Origin of the sequence: Rathayibacter sp. VKM Ac-2856, assembly GCF_013205055.1 — a bacterium.
In the GTDB taxonomy this organism is placed as follows: domain Bacteria; phylum Actinomycetota; class Actinomycetes; order Actinomycetales; family Microbacteriaceae; genus Rathayibacter.
The window spans coordinates 311,435-329,119 of sequence record NZ_JABMLF010000005.1; the positions used below are offsets into that span (position 1 = coordinate 311,435).

A 17,685-nucleotide genomic window follows, 5' to 3' on the forward strand; every position below is an offset into this window, starting at 1 on the left:
CCACGCTACAGGGTGGCGGAGCCGCGCTCGTCCGCCCCGGGAGCGCCCGGGTCGGCGTCCGCTCCGGCGATCGTGATCGCGCTCTCGGCCTCGTCCTCGCCATCGCCGTCCGGGCCGCCCGCGACCGGAACCGCGCCGCCGCGCACCGGCACCCGCGCGGGGTCGAGCGCGCGCCCGAGGGCGGTGAACGCCGCGACGTCGAGCTCCTCGCCGCGGGCCGTCTGCGGCACTCCGGCCGACTCGAGCGCGGCGATGGCGGCGGTGCTGTCGCCGAAGAGCAGCGCGAGCGACTGGCGGAGCATCTTGCGACGCTGAGCGAAGGCCGCGTCGACCACCGCGAAGACCGCCCGGCGAAGGGTCTCGTCGCCCGGCTCCTCGCCGCGCTCGAACGAGACCAGCACGCTGTCGACGTTCGGGACGGGCCAGAAGATCTGCCGCGAGACGGTGCCGCCGGTGGTGAAGGAGCCGAACCAGGCCGCCTTGACGCTCGGGCCGCCGTAGACCTTCGAGCCCGGGCCGGCCGCGAGGCGCAGCCCCACCTCCGACTGCACCATCACGACACCGGAGCGGATGCTCGGGAAGTGCTCGAGGAAGTGCAGCAGCACCGGCACCGAGATGTTGTACGGGAGGTTGGCGACGAGCCGCACGGGCTCGCCCGGCAGCTCCCGCACCTTCATCGCGTCGGCGCGGATCACCGTGAGCTCGGCCGCCGGCGCCATCAGCTGGACGGTGCGGGGCAGCTGCTCCGCGAGCCGGCCGTCGATCTCGACCGCGACGACGTCGGCGCCGGCCTCGAGCAGGCCGAGGGTCAGCGAGCCGAGGCCCGGGCCGATCTCGACGACGCTCTCGCCCGCCTGCACGCGGGCGAGCTTGACGATGCGGCGGACGGTGTTCGCGTCGTGGACGAAGTTCTGGCCGAGCTTCTTCGTCGGGGTGACGTCGAGCAGCTGCGCGAGATCGCGGATCTCGGCGGGGCCGAGCAGGCGCGGGACGGCGGCCTCGTCGGGCGCCGCCTCCGCCGCGTGCCGGCCGCTCATGCCAGCGGTCCGACCGGCTCCGTCGGCTCCGAGCCGACCTCGCCGCCCCACTCGCCGTAGACCTGCTCGGTGTTCGAGGCGATCGTGGCGGCGAGGTGGCCGACGTCGGTCTCGAGGGTCGCGGCCATCGAGCGGAGCGTGTGCGGGATCAGGTAGGGCGCGTTCGGGCGGCCGCGGAACGGCTCCGGCGTGAGGTAGGGCGCGTCGGTCTCGACGAGGATCAGGTGCCGCGGAGTGGCGACCAGCGCCTCGCGCAGCGACTCGGCGTTCTTGAACGAGACGGTGCCGGCGAAGGAGAGGTACCAGCCCTCGTCCGCGCACATCCGCGCCATCTCGGCGTCGCCGGAGAAGCAGTGGAAGACCGTGCGCTCGGGGGCGCCGACGCGGCGGAGGGTCTCCATCACCTCGCGGTGCGCGTCGCGGTCGTGGATCTGCAGCGCGATCCCGTTCTCCTTCGCGATGCGGATGTGCTCCTCGAACGAGCGGAACTGGGCGGCGCGCCCGCTCTCGCCGGTGCGGAAGAAGTCGAGGCCGGTCTCGCCGACGGCGCGGACCCGAGGCTGGGTCGCCAGCTCGGCGATGACGGCGAGGGCGTCGTCGAGCTCGCCGCGCTCCTCGAGCTCGGGGGCCTCGTTGGGGTGGATCGCGACGGCCGCGAGCATGCGCGGCTCGGAGGCGGCGCGCTCGGCCGACCAGCGGCTGGTCTCGACGTCGGTGCCGACCTGGACGACGCCGCGGACGCCGACCGTGGAGGCGCGGTCGAGCTGCTCGCGGTAGTCCAGAGGCTCGAGGCCGTCGGAGATCTCGAGGTGGGTGTGGTTGTCGTAGACGGGGACGACGAGCGCCTCGGGCAGCGGCGGGTACGTCAGGTCGCGGCCGGACGTGTTCTCGCGGGCGCGGACGTGCTGGCTGTCGGTCATGCGTCCAGGCTACCGGGAGGCCGCGGCGGAGCCTCGGCGGGGGGCGGCCATGCTGGTCGAGTAGCCGCCGGCGGCGGCGTATCGAGACCCCGCGTCAGGCCTCGGGGACCTCGATGCGGGGGAAGAGCGGCGCGAGGGTGCCGACGGTCGTGCCGACGGGCAGCTGGCCCCACTCCCCCGCCGCACGGAGCGGCTGCGCGGGCAGCGTGCCGAGCGCACCCTCGACGCCGAGTGCCTCCCAGAGCAGGGTGGTCGCGCGGGGCACGACCGGCGAGAGCAGCACGGCCAGGGCACGCAGCCCCTCCACCGCCGTGTAGAGCACGGTGCCGAGCCGCTCGCGCTCGCCCTTCTTGGCGAGTGCCCACGGCTCCTGCTCGGTGATGTAGCCGTTCAGCTCGTCGACGATGGTCCAGACGGCGGTGATCGCGTCGTGGATCGCGAGCGTCTCGATCGAGCGGTCGGCCGCGGCGGCCGCCTCCGCGACCGTCGCGCGCACCCGCTCCTCCGCCTCCGTCGGCGCCGCCGGCTCCGGGACGACGCCCTCGTAGTAGCGGTGCAGCATCGCGATCACGCGCGAGGCGAGGTTGCCGAAGCCGTTGGCGAGCTCGGCCTGGTAGCGCGCCGCGAGGTCCTCCCAGGAGAAGGAGCCGTCCTGGCCGAAGGTGATCGCGCGCATGAAGTAGTAGCGGAAGGCGTCCGAGCCGAAGGTGTCGGTGATCTGCTCGGGCGCGATGCCGGTGAGCTTCGACTTCGACATCTTCTCGCCGCCCACGAGCAGCCAGCCGTGGCCGAAGACCTGCTTGGGCACGTCGAGCCCGGCGGCCATCAGCATCGCGGGCCAGATCACCGCGTGGAAGCGGAGGATGTCCTTGCCGACGATGTGGGTGGCCGGCCAGCGGCGCTCGAACTCGGCCTCGTCCTGCCCGTAGCCGACAGCGGTGATGTAGTTGAGCAGCGCGTCGAACCAGACGTAGACGACGTGCGAGTCGTCCCACGGCACCTTCACGCCCCAGTCGAAGCTCGAGCGCGAGATCGACAGGTCCGCGAGGCCCTGGCGGACGAAGCTGACGACCTCGTTGCGCGCCGACTCCGGCTGCACGAAGTCGGGGCGCTCCTCGTAGAGCGCGAGCAGGCGCTCGGTGTACTCGCTCATCTTGAAGAAGTAGTTCTTCTCCTTGAGCAGCTCGACCGGCTTGGAGTGGATCTTGCAGACGTACTGGCCCTCGTCCTCGCCGGTGCCCTCGTCGAGGTCGGAGAGCTGCTTGTACTCCTCGCAGCCCACGCAGTAGTAGCCCTCGTACTCGCCGGTGTAGATCGCGTCCTCGTCGTACAGCTTCTGCAGGAACTTCTGCACGTTGACCTCGTGCCGCTGCTCCGTGGTGCGGATGAAGTCGTCGTTGGCGATGTCGATCGTCGACAGCAGCGGCTGCCAGGCGCTGCGCACGAGGCGGTCGGCCCACTCCTGCGGGGTGGTGCCGTTGGCCGTGGCCGTGCGGAGGATCTTCTGGCCGTGCTCGTCGGTGCCGGTCAGCAGCCAGGTGTCGTCGCCGGCCTGGCGGTGCCAGCGGGTGAGGACGTCGGCGGCCACCTCGGTGTACGCGTGCCCGATGTGGGGGACGTCGTTCACGTAGAAGATCGGGGTCGTGAGATAGAAGGAGGCGCCGTCGGACATGGCGACCATCCTAGGGTTCGGCGCCGGGGCCTCCCTCTGTGTGACGGAGCGGTGTGTGACGGAGCGGTGCCCGCGGCTCCGAGCCGGGCTCAGCCGCGGCGGGAGGCGAGGGCCGCCTCGTAGAGCGCGCGGCGGGACAGGCCGGTGATCTCCGCGACCTCGGCCGAGGCCTCCTTCAGCCGCGCGCCGGCCGCGACGCGCTCGAGCACGTCGGCGAGGCCGTCCTCGAGGGACGCCTCGCGCTCCGGGGCGCCCTCGACCACCAGGCAGATCTCGCCGCGGAGGCCGCCCGCCGCCCACTCCGCGAGCTCGGCCGCGGTGCCGCGGCGCACCTCCTCGAACATCTTGGTCAGCTCGCGGCAGACCACGACCCGGCGCTCGGGGCCCATCGCCTCGACCAGGTCCGCGAGCGCGTCGCCGATGCGGTGCGGCGACTCGAAGAAGACCATCGTCCGGCGCTCGTCGCCGAGGGAGCGGAAGAGCGAGACGCGCTCGCCGTGCTTGCGCGGCAGGAAGCCCTCGAAGCTGAAGCGGTCGGTCGGCAGCCCGGAGACGGCGAGCGCCATCAGCACGGCCGACGGACCGGGCAGGGCGGTCACCCGGACGCCCGCGGCGACGGCCGTCTCGACGAGGTGGTAGCCGGGGTCCGACACGGTGGGCATGCCGGCGTCGCTGAGGACGAGGAGGTCCTCCTCGCGGGCGAGCTCGACCAGCTCGGCCGAGCGCTCGCGCTCGTTGTGGTCGTGCAGGGCGTAGAGCTGCGGCCGGTTCTCGATACCGAGGGCGCGGAGCAGCTGGATGGTGACGCGGGTGTCCTCCGCCGCGACGTGCCGCGCGCTCTCGAGTGCCTCGACGAGCCGCCTCGTCGCGTCGCCGAGATTGCCGATGGGCGTGCCGGCCAGGATGATCATCCGTCCATCCTCCCAGTCGGTGCGCGCCGCCGGACGAACAGGGGCCGGGTCGCGGAACCGCGCGCCGTTAGCATGGCCGGGTGACGGACCGACCGCAGCGCGACTTCGACGACCTGCTCCTCGACTCCGCGGGGCCGGCGCGCTCCGTGCCGGTCGCGTCCGCGGACGACGGCACCGCCGGGAGCACCGCCGACGGCAGCACCGCCGACGGCAGCACCGCGAGCACCGCCTCGGCGCGCAGTCGCTCGAGCGCGCCGGACGTCCCCCGCGGCTCCTGGTTCGACGACGTGCACGACCGCCTGGTCGCGACCGCCGGGCGCCGCCGGCTCTACGAGCTGGGGCTGCCGATCCTCGTCGTCGTGGTCGCCGCGGTGCTGCGCCTGTGGAACCTCGGCCACCCGCGCTCGCTCGTCTTCGACGAGACCTTCTACGTCAAGGACGCCTGGACCCTCTGGAACCTCGGCTTCGAGGGCGCCTGGCCCGAGAACCCCGACCCCGGCTTCGCCACCGGCGCCGTCGACGTCTTCACCGGGGCGCCGTCCTTCGTGGTGCACCCGCCGCTGGGCAAGTGGATCATCGGGCTCGGCATGGGGCTCCTCGGCGCCGACGACAGCGTCGGCTGGCGCCTCGGGACCGCGGTCGTCGGAATCCTCGCGGTCGCTCTCGTGATCGTGATCGGGAAGCTGCTCTTCCGCTCGACCGCCCTCGCCTCGCTCGCCGGCCTGCTGCTCGCGCTGGACGGGCACGCGATCGTGATGTCGCGGGTGTCGCTGCTCGACGGGATCCTGATGTTCGTCGCGCTCTGCGGTGTCGCCGCAGTGCTGCTCGACCGGCGGTGGGCCGAGGAGCGGATGGCCGCGAAGGTGGCCGCGGGCGCCCTGCCCAGCTGGGGCCCGGTGCTCTGGTGGCGGCCCTGGCTGCTGACCGCAGGCGTCCTCTTCGGCCTCGCGGCGGGCGTGAAGTGGACCGGGATCTACTTCCTCGCGGCGTACGGCGTGTACGTCGTCGTCGTCGACGCCCTGCTGCGCCGGCGCACGGGCGTGCCGTTCTGGGGCAGCGGGGCCGTGCTCAAGCAGGGGCCCGTCACCTTCCTGACGGTCGTGCCGATCGCGCTGATCGCCTACCTCGGCACCTGGATCGGCTGGCTCCGCACCTCCGGCGGCTGGGCACGGCAGTGGGCGACGGAGGCACCGGGCAACGCCTGGACCGGCGCGCTCGCCTGGGTGCCGGACTGGGCCCAGAGCCTCTGGCACTACCACGTGCAGATGTACGACTACTCGATCAATCTGCGCGCCACGCACCCCTACGAGGCGAACCCGCTGACCTGGCTGCTGATGCTGCGGCCGACGAGCATGTACTTCGTCGACCAGGCGACCGGCGTCGACGGCTGCGCGGAGGTGCGCTGCGACGAGGCGATCACCTCGGTGGCGAATCCGCTGATCTGGTACGCCGGCGTGCTCGCGCTGGTCTACCTGCTCTACCGGCTCGCCCGCTACCGCGAGTGGCGCGCCGGCTTCGTGCTGATGGGGATCGTCGCCGGCTACCTGCCGTGGATGCTCTACCTCGACCGCACCGTCTTCCAGTTCTACTGCGTGGTCTTCGAGCCGTACATGATGCTGGCGCTCGCTCTGACGGCGGGGGTGGTGATCGGCAAGCGGGGCGACGAGCGCGGCCGGCGGACCCGGGGCATCGTGATCGTGCTCGTCTTCGTCGTGCTGGCGGCGGCACTGACGGCCTACTTCTACCCGCTGTGGACCGGTCAGCAGACGTCCTTCTCGTTCTGGCAGGCGCACATGTGGCTGCCCTCGTGGGTCTGATCGCGAGGATCGGCCCGGGACTCGCGGCCTGCGCGGCCGCGGCGGTGCTCGCGTTCGCGGTGCACCTGGCCGTGCCCGCGGTGCCGATGCTGACGGCCGCGGTGGCGCTCGGGATCCTGGTCGCACAGCTGCCGGCCGCGCGCCCGCTCCTGGGCGGCCGGCTCTCCCCCGGGCTCAAGTTCTCCTCCCGCACGCTGATGCGGACGGGCATCGTCCTGCTGGGGCTGAAGCTCTCGCTCGTCGACATCGCCGCGCTCGGCTGGGGCGCGATCCTGATCGTCGTCGCCATCGTGCTCGCGACCTTCGCGCTCACCTACGCGCTCGGACGGGCGCTGCGACTGCCCGGCCGCGAGCCGCTCCTGCTCGCCGCGGGCTTCTCGATCTGCGGCGCCTCCGCGATCGGCGCGATGGCCGGGGCGACCCGCGCGAAGGAGCAGGAGCAGGCCGTGCCGGTCGCGCTGGTCACCCTCTGCGGCACCCTCGCCATCGCGGTGCTGCCGGCGCTGCGCTACCCGCTCGGGCTGTCCGACGTCCAGTTCGGGCACTGGGTCGGCGCGTCGGTGCACGACGTCGGCCAGGTGGTGGCGACCGCTCAGATCGCGGGGGCCTCGGCGCTCGCGATCGCGGTCGTGGTGAAGCTGACCCGCGTGGTGATGCTCGCGCCGATGGTCGCCGTGGCCGCTGCGGTGACGCGGCGCGGCGGCGGCGAGGGCGGGCCGCGGCCGGCGATCGTGCCGCTGTTCGTCGTGGGCTTCCTTGCGGCGGTGCTGCTGCGGACGCTCCTGCCGCTGCCCGAGGGGCTGCTGGCCGCCGCCGACACGGCGCAGACCTGGCTGCTGGCGGCCGCGCTCTTCGCTCTCGGCACCGGGGTCCGGCTCCGCGCGCTGCTGACGACCGGCTGGCGGGCGCTGGTCGTCGCGCTCGCGTCCTGGCTCGCCATCGCGGTGATGGCGCTGGCGGCGGTGCACGCGACGCTCTGACGACCTTCCTCTGTGACGTCGCGCCCCGCGTGTTACGGGATGCGTCGCTCCTGCGCCTCGGTGTCGGCGGCTCCGGGTAGCGTCGATCGCATGGCAGATCGCGAGTACGGCTTCAAGACGCGGGCAATCCACGCCGGCAACATCCCCGACCCGGTGACCGGAGCGCGAGCGCTGCCGATCTACCAGACGAGCGCGTTCGTCTTCGACGACACCGCCGATGCGGCGGCGCGGTTCGCGCTGCAGAAGTACGGCAACATCTACTCCCGGCTGTCCAACCCCACCGTCGCCTCGTTCGAGGAGCGGGTGGCGAGCCTCGAGGGCGGACTGGGCGCGGTCGCGACCGCCTCGGGCCTCTCGGCGCAGTTCATCACCTTCGCGGCGCTGGTCGGCGTCGGCGACCACGTCGTCGCCTCCGCGAACCTCTACGGCGGATCGATCACGCAGCTCGACGTGACCCTGCGGCGCTTCGGCGTCGACACCACCTTCGTGCAGTCGAGCGACCCGGCCGACTACGCCGCGGCGATCACCGAGAAGACCAAGGTGCTCTACGCCGAGACGATCGCGAACCCCTCCGGCGAGATCGCCGACATCGAGGGCCTGGCCGCCGTGGCGCACGCCGCCGGCATCCCGCTGATCATCGACTCGACCGTCGCGACGCCGTACCTCGTCCGCCCGATCGAGTGGGGCGCCGACATCGTCATCCACTCCGCCACCAAGTTCCTCGGCGGGCACGGCACCACCCTCGGCGGCGTCGTCGTCGAGTCGGGCCGCTTCCACTACTCCGCCGAGAAGTTCCCGCTGCTGCACGATGCGGTCGCGTCCTACGGCGGTCTCTCCTGGGACGGCAACTTCGGCGAGTACGGCTTCCTCACGCGACTGCGCGCCGAGCAGCTGCGCGACATCGGCCCGGTCCTCGCCCCGCACTCGGCCTTCCTGCTCGCGCAGGGCGTCGAGACGCTGCCCTACCGGATCCAGGCGCACGTCGACAACGCCCGCCGCGTCGCGGAGTGGCTCGACGCCGACCCGCGGATCGAGGCCGTCTACTGGGCCGGCCTGCCCGAGCACCCGCACCACGGGCGCGCGCAGAAGTACCTGCCGAAGGGCCCCGGCTCGGTCTTCAGCTTCGTCGTCAAGGGCGGCCGCGCCGTCGGCCAGACCTTCATCGAGTCGGTCGACCTCGCCAGCCACCTCGCCAACATCGGCGACGCGAAGACCCTGGTGATCCATCCCGCGTCGACCACGCACGCGCAGCTCACCGAGGAGCAGCTGCTGCACGCCGGCGTGCTGCCGGGCCTGGTGCGGCTGTCGGTCGGCATCGAGGACGCGGACGACATCATCTACGACCTCGACCAGGCGCTCGCCCGCGCGGTCGAGGAGCACGGCACGCCCGACGCGCCGACCGAGCTGCCGGACGACGTGTCGGCGACCATCGACTCCCCGACCGTGGAGGTCTGACCATGAGCGACACCGCCACCGCGCCCGCTGCGCCGACGACCGAGGCCGACGACACCGTCGTCGCGCACCTGTCCAACGGGCTGAGCTGCTCCGTCCCGACCAACTCGCCGCTGGCGAAGCTGCTGAAGTCGCAGCGCACCTGGGTCGGGCCGGACGCGAAGAAGCGGCTCGAGATCCTCCGCCGCGCGAAGACCGTGGCGATCGTCGGAGCCTCGCCCAACCCGGCGCGCTCGTCCTACTTCGTCTCGACCTACCTGCAGCAGTCGAGCGACTACGAGCTCTTCTTCGTGAACCCCAACGCGAAGGAGATCCTCGGGCAGCCCGTCTACAAGAGCCTGGCCGACCTGCCCGTCGTGCCCGACATCGTCGACGTCTTCCGCAAGGCGAGCGACATCCCCGCGGTGATCGACGACGTCGTCGCGATCGGCGCGCCGACGGTCTGGGTCCAGCTCGGCATCTGGAACCAGGAGGCCGCCGAGTACGGCGAGTCGAAGGGCCTCACGGTCGTGATGGACCGCTGCATCAAGGTCGAGCACGCCCGCTTCCACGGCGGCCTGCACCTCCTCGGCTTCGACACCGGCCAGATCACCTCCCGCAAGACCCTGCGCTGACGCGCCCTCCTCCCCTTCCCCCCTCCCGCGAGATGCCACTTGTGCACGCTCGACACGGCGTGTCGCGTGCACAAGTGGCATCTCGCGGAGGGGGTCAGTCGCCCTTCACGTTGACGAGCTGGCGGAGGGTGTGGCGGATCTCGACGAGGTCGGCCGCGTCTGCCATGACGCGATCGATCGGCTTGTAGGCGGCCGGGATCTCGTCGAGGAAGGCGTCGGTGTCGCGGTACTCGATGCCGGCCATCGCCTCGCGCAGCTGCTCGCGCGTGAAGGCCTTCCGCGCCGCCGAACGCGAGTACTCGCGCCCCGCACCGTGCGGTGACGAGTTCAGCGACATCGCATCACCGCGGCCGACCACCACGTACGAGGCGGTCCCCATCGAGCCGGGGATGAGCCCCGGCCGTCCGGCGTCGGCCTGGATCGCGCCCTTCCGGCTCACCCAGACGTCGCGGCCGAAGTGGCGCTCCTTCTCGGTGAAGTTGTGGTGGCAGTTGATCCGCTCCCGCTCCTCCACCGCGACGCCGCTCCACTCGGCGAGCTGGCGGAGCACCCGGTCCATCATCTCCTCGCGGTTGAGCAGGGCGAACCGCTGCGCCCAGCGCAGCTCGGCGACGTAGCGGTCGAACGGCTCCGTCCCCTCGACCAGGTAGGCGAGGTCGGGGTGCGGAAGCGCGATCCAGTGCCGCTCGCAGTACTCGCGGGCGACCCGGATGTGCGCCGTCGCGATCCGGTTGCCCACGCCCCGGGAGCCGGAGTGCAGGAACAGCCAGACCGCGTCGGTCTCGTCGACGCTCACCTCGATGAAGTGGTTGCCGCTGCCGAGCGAGCCGACCTGCAGCCGCCAGTGCTTCGCCGACCGCGCCGGGTCGAAGCCGGCCTCGACGGCGAGCGCCTCCAGCTCGGCCACCCGCGGCTCGGCGGTCGCGACGACCTTCCGGTTCGCCGCTCCCGCCGACAGTGGCACCGCCCGCTCGATCTGCCGCCGCAGCTCGCCCAGGTCGCGGCCGGCGAGGTCGCTCCGGGAGAACTGCGTGCGCACGGCGATCATGCCGCAGCCGATGTCGACGCCCACCGCCGCCGGGATGAGCGCGCCGAGGGTCGGGATGACCGAGCCGACCGTCGCGCCGAGTCCGAGGTGGGCGTCGGGCATCAGCGCCAGGTGGGGGTGGATGAACGGCATCTCCGACGCGGTGAGCGCCTGCTGCCGCGCGTTGTCGTCCAGGATGCTCGCCCAGGAGACGAGCCGCTCCGTGATTCTCTGCATGGTCCTTCCTCTCGTGAAGGCCCGGCGGACGCCGGGATCGGGGTGGGACGCGCTCGGGGCGGCGGGATGCCGCGAGCCGACCGCGAGGCCCCTCCCCTGCAGAGGAGTGCCGACGCACGAGGGCCCCGAGACGACGTCGTCCGGGAGCCCGCGGCGGATGCCTAGGGGTGCCGGACGACGCCGGGCTGGAGGTTCGCGGAACCGCGCTTCGAGCGTTCGAGCTCGACCGCGCCGACGAGGGCGCGGGGGCGATCGGCGACGAGCAGCTCGACGCGGGTCGATCGATTCGCGGTCATGGGCTGCTCCTTCCGGGCGTCGGGGGTGCGCGCTCCGGTGGCGCGCCCGCCGAAGGTAGCAGCGCTCGGTGCGGCCGTGCAACCCGGGCGTGTCGCGCGGCACCGCCCGTCGTGGAGTCCAGGCGCAGGATCCTCCTGGCCCACCCCTGAGCGCCTCCCCCGTGAGTCGGAGTCTCCTCCGCATCGCGTGAGCGGTCTCTGGGCGATCCCTCCGTGTCACAGGATCGGTGACACAGGCAGGAGTAGGCAGGACCTGCAAGGGAGAAACGAACTCCGCCGATCGTGACAACGAATCAGGCCGCCAGACGGCCACGAAGAGGTGTACGAAACGATGAGAACCAGCCGTCCCACCCCCTCCATCCAGCGCCCGCGCCGCCTCCTGATCGCGGGGGTCGCCTGCGGCGCCCTCGCCTTCGGGTCGGTCGCCACCGCGCCCGCGGTCTTCGCGGCCGAGGCCCCGGTCAGCGCCGTCTCGGCGTCCGCCGCCGCCTGGCCCGTCGTCGCGGAGGGCGAGAACAGCGCCAACGCCCGCACCGTGCAGCACCTGCTGAACGCCGCGGGCTCCTCCGTCGACGCCGACGGCGTCTTCGGCCCCGCCACCGCCGCCGCGGTGACCTCCTTCCAGAGCGCTCGCGGCCTCTCCGCCGACGGCATCGTCGGCGCCCAGACCTGGGCGGCCCTGATCACGACGGTGTCCTCCGGGGACTCCGGCGAGGCGGTCAGCGCCCTGCAGGTCCAGCTCAACAAGGTCGGCGCGAGCCTGAGCGTCGACGGCGCCTTCGGTGCCGCGACCCTCTCCGCCGTGCAGAGCTTCCAGTCGGCGGCCGGCCTCACCGTCGACGGCGTCGTCGGCCCGCAGACCTGGCAGTCGCTCGTCGGCTCCGGCTCGGGCACCACTCCCGACCCCGGTCAGCCGGGCGAGACCTTCGCGACCCTCAGCGCGGAGCAGCTCGAGAACGTCCGCACGATAATCGCCGAGGGCAAGACCGCGGGCGTGCCCGAGTACGGCTGGGTCGTCGCCATCGCGACGGCGATGCAGGAGTCGCGCCTGCGGAACCTCTCCGGCGGCGACCGCGACTCGGTCGGCCTCTTCCAGCAGCGCCCGTCGGCGGGCTGGGGCGACGCGGCCGACCTCGTCGACCCCGTCTACGCCTCGCGCGCCTTCTACGGGGCCGCGAACAGCCCGACCAGCAACACCGGCCTGACGGACATCGCCGGCTGGGAGTCGATGTCGGTGACCCAGGCGGCGCAGGCCGTGCAGGTCTCCGCCTACCCCAACGCCTACGCGCAGTGGGAGACGCTCGCGCGCGAGGCCGTCGAGAGCGAGGGATGAGGATCATGACCGGAACGGACAGCATCATGACGACCAGCACCACGACCACGACAGACACCGCAGCGCCGCAGCGGCGGGGCATCGGCGCCCGCGTCCTCGCCGTCGTCACCGCCCTCCTGCTCGCCCTCGGCGTCAGCGTCGGCACGGCGACCAGCGCCCAGGCGGCCGACTGGCCCGTCCTCTCCTCCGGGGCGACCGGCGACGACGTGACGACCGCGCAGTACCTGCTGCGCTCCTCCGGCCAGTCGCTCGACGCGGACGGAGCGTTCGGCCCCGGCACGCAGGCGGCGGTCACCTCGTTCCAGTCCGGAGCGGGCCTCGCGGCCGACGGCGTGATCGGCGCGGCCACCTGGGGTGCGCTGACGGTGACCGTGCAGAGCGGCGCCTCCGGAGACGCGGTCAGCGCCGTGCAGACGCAGCTGAACGCCAACGGCGCGTCCGTCGCGGTCGACGGCGCCTTCGGCCCGGCGACGACCGCCGCGGTGACGAGCTTCCAGAGCGGCGCGGGACTGACCGCGGACGGCATCGTCGGACCGGCCACCTGGAAGGCCCTGATCGCCGGCACCGGCGGCGGCACCACGCCTCCCCCGTCGGGTGACGCCGCGGCGACAGCCCAGGCCATCCTCGACAACCCGGGCATCGAGCTCTACGAGCTGGGCTCGGACGCCGCCTCCACCTCGCTGGCCAACGTCCGCGACACGGCCGCCGGCCGGCCCGCGAAGACGAGCCCCGAGGGCGACGCGGGCGTGACCTCGGTCGCGCTGAACCCCGCCATGCTCGACGCGCTGCTGAAGCTCAACACGCAGTACGGTCACTCGGTGCGGGTCACCTCCATCGCGGGTGAGGACCACTCCACCGGCTCCGCCCACTACTCCGGCGACGCGGTCGACATCGACCTGATCGACGGCGTGCGGGTCTACGAGGGCGCCGATCACCAGGCGATCCAGAGCGCCTGCGCCGAGATGGGCGCGACGCTCACCCTCGGCCCCGGCGACGCGGGCCACGCGGACCACGTGCACTGCGAGTTCTGACACCGGGACCTCGGTTCCGGCGCGCGGGACGACGGGGGCGGGCACTCGAGAGGGTGCCCGCCCCCGTCCGCGCGCGAGGCGTAGTCTCGGGAGATGAGTGCTTACGTCTCCGCCTTCGACCTGTTCAGCGTGGGGATCGGCCCCTCCAGCTCGCACACGGTGGGGCCGATGCGCGCGGCTCTCGCGCTCGCCGAGCGGCTGCGGGACGCGGGCCTGCTCGACCGGGTGAGCCGCGTGGTCTGCACGCTCTACGGCTCGCTCGGCTCGACCGGGATCGGCCACGGGACCCCCGACGCGGTGGTCGCCGGGCTGTCCGGGCTGCACCCCGAGACCTGCGATCCGGACGAGGTCCGCGGCGCGTGGACCCGACTGGATGCGGACGGCTCGATCGCGCTCGCGGGCGAGACGCGCCTCCCGATGACCCGCGACGACATCGCCTTCGAGCCGCGCACCCGGCTGCCGGAGCACCCGAACGCCCTGACCTTCAGCGTCTGGCTGGGCGACGCGGCGCTGCCGGAGTGGGAGGAGACCTACTACTCGATCGGCGGCGGCTTCATCCGCCGGGCCGGCGAGCGCGCCGAGCTGGCCTCGCTCGCCCCGCACCCCTACTCCTTCGTCTCGGCGCTCGACCTCCTCGCGACCTGCGACCGGACCCGCTCGAGCATCGACGAGATCGCCGCCGCGAACGAGCGTGCGCTGCACCCGGACGTCGACATCGATGCCCGGCTCGACGCGATCTGGGATGCGATGGCTTCCTGCGTCGACCACGGGCTGGCGACCGACGGCGTGCTGCCGGGCGGCCTCGGCGTGAAGCGCCGCGCCTCCGTGCTGCGCGAGCGGCTCGAGGCCCTCGAGCACGACCCGCTGGACCGCGCGCGGGCCACCTCGGTCGAGTGGCTGCACGCGTTCGCCCTCGCGGTGAACGAGGAGAACGCGGCCGGTGGACGGGTGGTCACCGCGCCGACGAACGGCGCCGCGGGCATCATCCCGGCCGTGGCGCACCACTACCTCCGCTTCGTGCCCGGGGCGGACCGAGCCGGCATCCGGCGGTTCCTGCTCACCGCGACGGCGATCGGCTCGCTCTGCAAGACCAACGCGTCGATCTCGGGCGCGGAGGCCGGCTGCCAGGGCGAGGTCGGCTCGGCCTGCGCGATGGCGGCGGGCGCCCTCTGCGCGGTGCTCGGCGGGACCCCGCGGCAGGTGGAGAACGCGGCGGAGATCGCGATGGAGCACCACCTCGGGCTGACCTGCGACCCCGTCGGCGGCCTGGTGCAGATCCCGTGCATCGAGCGCAACGCGATCGCGGCCTCGACCGCGGTCAGCGCGGCCCGGCTCGCGCTGCACGGCGACGGGACGCACCGCGTCTCGCTGGACACGGTGATCGAGACGATGCGGCAGACGGGCATCGACATGTCCTCGAAGTACAAGGAGACCAGCGAGGGCGGTCTCGCGGTCAACGTCATCGAGTGCTGAGGCGGGTCGTGTGACGCCGGATGAAGCGGCGTGACGCCCCGATCCGCGAGTGTCGGCCGTCGCGCCTAGCGTGGGGCGTGTGAGCAGCACAGCAGCCCCCTACCTCGCCCGGCCGATCGTCTCGACCCAGTGGCTGGCCGACCAGCTCGGTCGCGAGCACCTGGTCGTGGTCGACGCGAGCGTGCTGCTCGTGACCGGGTTCGACGGCCGGCCCGGCTACCTCAGCGGGGACGAGCAGCACCTCCTCGAGGGCCACGTGCCCGGCGCCGTCTTCGGCGACCTGCTCGCGCAGCTCTCGGACCCCGGGGTGCCGCTCCCCTTCACCCGGCTCGACCCCGAGCGCTTCGCCGCCGCGACGGCCGCCCTCGGGATCGACGACGACTCGGTGGTCGTCGTCTACGACTCGGCCGTCGGCCAGTGGGCGTCGCGCCTGTGGTGGCTGCTGCGCGCTGCGGGCCACGACGCCGTGGCGGTGCTCGACGGCGGACTCTCCGCCTGGCGGCGCGAGGAGCGCCCGATCGAGACCGGTCACGTCGAGCCGCGGCCGTCCGCGGGCATCACCGTGCGGGCCGAGCGGCCGCTCTGGATCGACAAGGCCGGGGTCGAGCGCGTCATCCGCGGCGAGGAGCCGGGCGCCCTGGTCTGCGCGGTGCCGCCGCGGGAGTTCACCGGCGAGGAAGGCCGCCGCCCGCGCCTCGGCCACCTCCCCGGCTCGATCAGCGTCCCGGCCGGGCGCCTGGTCGACCGCGCGGACAACACGCTCCTGCCGCCCGCGCGGCTGCGGGCGCTCTTCGGCGAGAGCCTCGACGCCGAGCGCATCGTCCTCTACTGCGCGGGCGGGATCGCCGCGACGGCCGACGCGCTCGCGCTCGCCGTGCTCGGGATCGACACCGCGGTCGTCTACGACGGCTCGCTGAACGAGTGGGCGGCGGACCCGGAGGCCCCGCTCGTCGTCACGGCCGCCTGACGAGCTCCGCCGGCAGCTCCGTCGTCGGCAGCGCGCAGACGAAGGCCTCGCAGGAGTAGGCGGTCGGCAGGCCGTCCCGCGACGTCCGGCCCTCGAAGAGCTCGAAGCCCGCGCGCGCCCACTCGGCGGCCGCGGCGTCGGTGACCACCGCGAGCACCCCGAGCTCCGTCTCCCGCGCACCGTGCTGCAGCTCCGCGCGCGCGGTGCCCTCCGTCGGCAGCACGACGACCAGCTGCGTGACGGGCCGCGCGAGGCGCGACGCGAGCGCCAGCACCCCGCCGAACCCCCTCGGCTGCCCGAGCGCGCCCGGCGCGATGCCGGCGACCACCGCCTCCGCCGCCTCGCGGTAGCGCCGCTCGCCGGTCAGCAGGTACAGCACGTGCGCGGCATCAGCGGCCGAGGACAGCCCGGACGGATACGCCCCCTCGGACGGATCCACCGCCAGCAGCAGCCCGCGCGCGGTGAGCGCCGGGTCCCCGCCGCCCGGCAGCGCGAACGGCGGCCAGGACGACGCCGCGTCCAGCGCGCCGTCGATCAGACCGCGCGCGACGACGGCGTACCTGGGCGCCCCCTCGGCGAGCGCCAGCTGCAGCAGCCCGCCGGCGAGCATCCCGAGATCCTCGAGCGCGGGGCGCGCGGTCGACACCGTGCCGTCCAGCGACGCCCGCACGCTCACCCGCCCGTCCGCCAGGTGCCGCTCGAGCAGCAGGTCCGCCGCGTCGCGCGCCGCCCCGATCCAGTCCTCTCGGCCGAGCGCCCGCCCCGCCCGGGCGAGCGCGCCGACCGCGAGCCCGTTCCAGCCCGTGACGACCTTCTCGTCGAGCGCGGGCGGGGTCAGCGCCGAGCGGTCCTCGGCCAGGTAGTAGCCGCCCTCCGAGCGCTGCCCGTCGACGATGCTCTCCGAGTCCTGCGCGCTCGCGAAGCCGCCGCCCGGCCGCCGCAGCGTCTCGAGCAGGAAGGACGCGACGCCCTCCGCCACTTCGGCGAGCGCCTCGCGGTCGGCGCCGTCGCGGCCGAGCAGCAGCGCTGCGACGTCGAGCAGCTGCGCGTTGTCGTAGAGCATCCGCTCGTAGTGCGGGTCGCTCCAGTCCGCCCGGGTGGCGTAGCGGAAGAAGCCGCCGTCGCGGTCCCGCAGCGGCGAGCGTGCGAGCGTCAGCAGCGTCCGCTCCGCGAGCCTCGAACCGCCCTCCCGCGACGCCAGGAACCCGAGCACCGGCGCCACCGGGAACTTCGGAGCCCCGCCGAACCCCCCGTGCACCCGGTCCTCCTCCGCGGCCAGCGCGCCGACGGCCTCCTGCAGTGCGGCGTCGTCCGGCAGCGCCCCGGCCGGCGGCACCACCGCCGTCGCCTCGCGTAGCGCCGCCCCGAGCGATCCCGCCGTCGCGTGCACCTCGTCGCGCCGCAGCCGCCAGGCCTCCGACACCGCGTCGAGCACGTCCGAGAACGCCGGCACCCCGCCGACCGCCCGCGGCGGGAAGTAGGTGCCCGCGTAGAAGGTCTCCCCCGCCGGAGTGGTGAAGACCGTCAGCGGCCAGCCCAGGTTCCGCGTGAACGCGCTCGCCGCCGTGAGGTACGCGGTGTCCACGTCCGGGTGCTCCTCGCGATCGACCTTGATCGCGACGAACCCGTCGTTCAGCCGTGCCGCGAGCACCGGATCCGAGAACGACTCCCGCGCCATCACGTGGCACCAGTGGCAGGTGGCGTACCCGATCGACACCAGCACCGGCACGTCCCGCCGCACGGCCTCGGCGAACGCCTCCTCCCCCCACGGCCACCAGTCCACCGGGTTGTCCGCGTGCGAGCGGAGGTACGGACTGACACTGCTGCGAAGTCTCTCGGCCATGCCCTCCACGCTAGACGCGCCACCCGCCGCGGTCCGGGGCGTTGACACCCGGCCCCCGACGACGGCGGGTCTGCA

The 17,685-nt window shown here is 73.4% G+C and carries 15 protein-coding genes; 8 read left to right on the forward strand and 7 right to left on the reverse strand.

The genetic code is table 11. The annotated features are described in order from the left end of the window. Positions 1-5: 5 nt before the first annotated feature. The 4 genes from rsmA to rsmI form a co-directional block, all read right to left on the reverse strand. Positions 6-1,037 (reverse strand): 16S rRNA (adenine(1518)-N(6)/adenine(1519)-N(6))-dimethyltransferase RsmA, encoded by a 1,032-nt coding sequence (gene rsmA, locus HQQ82_RS16650; protein WP_173235170.1) that lies wholly within the window; start codon positions 1,035-1,037, stop codon positions 6-8. Further along, a complete protein-coding gene (locus HQQ82_RS16655; protein WP_173235171.1) occupies positions 1,034-1,957 on the reverse strand; it encodes a TatD family hydrolase in 924 nt (307 codons plus the stop codon). The genes rsmA and HQQ82_RS16655 overlap by 4 nt, the downstream gene beginning before the upstream one ends. 94 nt (positions 1,958-2,051) lie before the next feature. Then, positions 2,052-3,629 carry a methionine--tRNA ligase gene (metG, locus tag HQQ82_RS16660; RefSeq protein ID WP_173235172.1) on the reverse strand — a complete coding sequence of 526 codons (1,578 nt, stop codon included), beginning with the start codon at positions 3,627-3,629 and terminating at the stop codon, positions 2,052-2,054. Positions 3,630-3,718: 89 nt separating this feature from the next. Further along, positions 3,719-4,540 carry a 16S rRNA (cytidine(1402)-2'-O)-methyltransferase gene (rsmI, locus tag HQQ82_RS16665; RefSeq protein ID WP_173235173.1) on the reverse strand — a complete coding sequence of 274 codons (822 nt, stop codon included), beginning with the start codon at positions 4,538-4,540 and terminating at the stop codon, positions 3,719-3,721. 80 nt (positions 4,541-4,620) lie between these two features. Here rsmI and HQQ82_RS16670 point away from each other — a divergent pair, with 80 nt between their 5' ends. The 4 genes from HQQ82_RS16670 (at position 4,621) to HQQ82_RS16685 (ending at position 9,403) form a co-directional block, all read left to right on the forward strand. Continuing rightward, complete coding sequence (locus tag HQQ82_RS16670) at positions 4,621-6,357, forward strand: phospholipid carrier-dependent glycosyltransferase (protein WP_173235174.1); 1,737 nt, start codon at positions 4,621-4,623, stop codon at positions 6,355-6,357. Beyond that, positions 6,336-7,337, forward strand: a complete 1,002-nt coding sequence (locus tag HQQ82_RS16675) for a putative sulfate exporter family transporter (protein ID WP_173235175.1) — start codon at positions 6,336-6,338, stop codon at positions 7,335-7,337. The genes HQQ82_RS16670 and HQQ82_RS16675 overlap by 22 nt, the downstream gene beginning before the upstream one ends. 90 nt (positions 7,338-7,427) lie before the next feature. Then, positions 7,428-8,792 (forward strand): O-acetylhomoserine aminocarboxypropyltransferase/cysteine synthase family protein, encoded by a 1,365-nt coding sequence (locus HQQ82_RS16680; RefSeq protein WP_173235176.1) that lies wholly within the window; start codon positions 7,428-7,430, stop codon positions 8,790-8,792. A 2-nt stretch (positions 8,793-8,794) separates the two neighbouring features. Next, positions 8,795-9,403, forward strand: coding sequence for a CoA-binding protein (locus HQQ82_RS16685; RefSeq protein WP_173235177.1), 609 nt, complete (start codon positions 8,795-8,797; stop codon positions 9,401-9,403). 94 nt (positions 9,404-9,497) lie between these two features. On the opposite strand, the gene HQQ82_RS16690 is transcribed toward HQQ82_RS16685, so the two are convergent. Both HQQ82_RS16690 and HQQ82_RS20420 read right to left on the reverse strand, forming a co-directional pair. After that, positions 9,498-10,667, reverse strand: coding sequence for an RtcB family protein (locus HQQ82_RS16690; RefSeq protein ID WP_173235178.1), 1,170 nt, complete (start codon positions 10,665-10,667; stop codon positions 9,498-9,500). Positions 10,668-10,828: 161 nt separating this feature from the next. Beyond that, the gene (locus HQQ82_RS20420) at positions 10,829-10,963 is read right to left on the reverse strand and encodes a hypothetical protein (protein WP_301952493.1); all 135 of its coding nucleotides are present in this window, start codon (positions 10,961-10,963) and stop codon (positions 10,829-10,831) included. Between the two features lie 331 nt (positions 10,964-11,294). Between HQQ82_RS20420 and HQQ82_RS20105 the strand changes: the two genes are divergently transcribed. The 4 genes from HQQ82_RS20105 (at position 11,295) to HQQ82_RS16710 (ending at position 15,767) form a co-directional block, all read left to right on the forward strand. Then, positions 11,295-12,296: a peptidoglycan-binding protein gene (locus HQQ82_RS20105; RefSeq protein ID WP_254071572.1), complete on the forward strand. Its 1,002-nt coding sequence runs from the start codon at positions 11,295-11,297 to the stop codon at positions 12,294-12,296. A 5-nt stretch (positions 12,297-12,301) separates the two neighbouring features. After that, entirely contained in the window at positions 12,302-13,327 is a 1,026-nt protein-coding gene (locus HQQ82_RS16700; RefSeq protein WP_173235179.1) for a peptidoglycan-binding protein, read from the forward strand. A 93-nt stretch (positions 13,328-13,420) separates the two neighbouring features. After that, a complete protein-coding gene (locus tag HQQ82_RS16705; protein WP_173235180.1) occupies positions 13,421-14,800 on the forward strand; it encodes an L-serine ammonia-lyase in 1,380 nt (459 codons plus the stop codon). Between the two features lie 79 nt (positions 14,801-14,879). Then, positions 14,880-15,767: a rhodanese-like domain-containing protein gene (locus tag HQQ82_RS16710; protein ID WP_173235181.1), complete on the forward strand. Its 888-nt coding sequence runs from the start codon at positions 14,880-14,882 to the stop codon at positions 15,765-15,767. Here the strand turns inward: HQQ82_RS16710 and HQQ82_RS16715 are convergent. Next, positions 15,754-17,610 carry a thioredoxin domain-containing protein gene (locus HQQ82_RS16715; protein ID WP_173235182.1) on the reverse strand — a complete coding sequence of 619 codons (1,857 nt, stop codon included), beginning with the start codon at positions 17,608-17,610 and terminating at the stop codon, positions 15,754-15,756. The genes HQQ82_RS16710 and HQQ82_RS16715 overlap by 14 nt on opposite strands. Positions 17,611-17,685: the final 75 nt, after the last annotated feature.